Here is a 2,171-nt window from a genome sequence, read left to right as displayed (position 1 = left end):
ACCGCGCTCGCGTCGGTCGGCGACGACCCCGGAGTCGTCACCGCGACGGTGGATTCCGACCGGGTCGCCGCGGTCCGCGAGGAGTTCCCGGCGCTCCGCGACCGTCGGTGAGTTGCTCCCCAATCGTCGGTGAGCCGCCCCGAGGCGGGTAACGGGGCGGTCTCGGCGTTTCGGCTCTGAACGACGGGAGCGCCGCGACCGGATCTCACATATTTATACCTGTGAGGCACGTACGTTCGGTCGCCGAAGTCCGACGCTTTTCTCGTTGGAGTTCGGCGTTAACAATCCGCGCGCCCGTCCCGACCACCCGGGCGGCATCGCCGACGACAGCCTGGGGGTCCGCTGTCCGGCCGCCGCCCGCCCGCCTCCCACCACCTCTCCGTTCGCCTTTCGCCCACCCCTTTCCGCTTCCTCCCGTTCCGTTAGTCCCGCATTCCGCCTCGTTCCGTATCCTGTCCCGTTCCGCACTTCGCCTCCTTCCGCGTTTTCTCCGGTCCGTCGTCTGTCGCTCGTCACCGTTATCGATCGTCTCGTCCTGCCGAGGCGAGTTCGTTCGGGGACGACGCGGTCGAAGCCTCACTGTCTCGTCGGGAGTATCTATACCGATAATTTGGCCGGTACGTTCTTATCTCCGACGCCGGAGAAAGCAAACGCCGCGGACGAATCCGACCGGCCCCATCCCTTTCGGGGCGGGCCGTTCGGCCACTCGCTTCCACCGTCCGTCGTCCGCCGGCTTGGGTTCGGGCCCACCCGCTCCCACACCGAGCCCGGACCCCTTTCTGTCACGCCTCTCACCCCGCCAGCAGCGACCGTATCGGCGTTCCCAGCTCGGAAGCGCAAGGACGAAACCCCCGGCCGCCGAACCGGCGGTCGAATGTTCCCCCGCGAGTACCGCGGCGTCGCCTTCGTAGTCGGGCTGTTCCTCGCCGTCCAACTGGGCGCGCTGGCGCTGGTCCCGGAGTTCGTCGACAGCGGCTATCAGGCGGTCGAGAACCCCGACAACCCGGCGAACAGCCTGCTGTACGTCGTCGCCATCGTCGCGATGACCGGGCTGATGCTCGCGGCGTTCCGCTACGATCTCGACGGGACGATCCGCCTGCTGATCGTCGGCGTCTCCGCGTACCTCTCGTGGTACGTCTTCTCCGCGCTCGTGTCGCCGCTGGCGGCCGCGGTGCCGGCGCTCGCGGTCGGGGCCGGCCTGCTCGTCCACCCCGAGTGGTACGTGATAGACACCGCGGGCGTGTTGATGGGGGCCGGCGCGGCCGGGCTGTTCGGCATCTCCTTCGGGCTGTTGCCCGCGCTGCTGCTGCTCGCCGTCCTCGCGGTCTACGACGCCATCTCCGTGTACGGGACCGAACACATGCTGTCGCTCGCCGAGGGCATCATGGACCTCAACATCCCGGTCGTGCTGGTGATCCCGCTGTCGCTGTCGTACTCGCTGCTCGACGGCGAGACCGCCAGCGAGGAGGCCGCCGGGGTGGGCGAGGAGGACGCGGACTCCGAGCCCGCTTCCGACAGCGACGCCGAGCCCGCTTCAGACGAGGATGTCGACACCGAGGCCCCCGAACCGGCCGAACCCGGCGACCGCGACGCCTTCTTCATCGGACTGGGCGACGCCGTCATCCCGACGGTGTTGATCGCGAGCGCGGCGACGTTCTCGTCGGCTCCGAACCTGTCGGTACCGCTCATCGGAGTGAACCTCCCCGCGCTGCTGGCGATGGTCGGGACCCTCGCGGGGCTGCTCGTGCTCATGCGGTGGGTGATTCAGGGTCGCCCGCACGCTGGGCTCCCGTTGCTGAACGGCGGTGCCATCGGCGGCTACTTGGTCGGGTCGGTCATCGCAGGCGTCCCGCTGATCGAGGCGCTGGGACTCGCGACGTTCTTATAAATTCTATAAATCGGTCCGGCGTACCTGCGGTCGGCTGCGAACACCGCCGAAGCCCCAGCCGCTCGGCTGTACGACAAGGTAGTTGCTTATAAATTGTCGATCGACACGAACCACTCCGAAGCCCCAGTCGCGAGGCGGGCGGACGCTCGCTGTGCTCCTCGCTCGCGCTGCTCGCTGCGGTGCTTGCGTCGCCTCCGCCCGCCTCGCGACTGCCCCTTCGAGTCCCACCCCGCACCGCACAGCACCTCACGCCTCCCCAGCCTCGTCGGCGGCTCCCGGTGGT

Annotated in this window: 1 protein-coding gene and 1 pseudogene; both read left to right on the top strand. The window is 68.5% G+C overall.

Annotated features, from left to right (window positions below; all coding sequences use genetic code 11):
- A pseudogene (locus BN903_RS16740) lies at positions 1-111 on the top strand (carbon-nitrogen family hydrolase); the annotation flags it as partial.
- A gap of 763 nt (positions 112-874) precedes the next feature.
- Positions 875-1,888: a presenilin family intramembrane aspartyl protease PSH gene (locus BN903_RS09185; RefSeq protein ID WP_048077452.1), complete on the top strand. Its 1,014-nt coding sequence runs from the start codon at positions 875-877 to the stop codon at positions 1,886-1,888.
- Positions 1,889-2,171: the final 283 nt, after the last annotated feature.

The sequence above is a fragment of the Halorubrum sp. AJ67 genome (assembly GCF_000513435.1).
The sequence above is the reverse complement of the archived record's forward strand: the minus strand, read 5'-3'. Positions and strand labels throughout refer to the sequence as shown.

Bases quoted from the DNA above. Each gene is read 5' to 3' on its own strand.
- BN903_RS09185 (WP_048077452.1), top strand. From the start codon at position 875: ATGTTCCCCCGCGAGTACCGCGGCGTCGCCTTCGTAGTCGGGCTGTTC.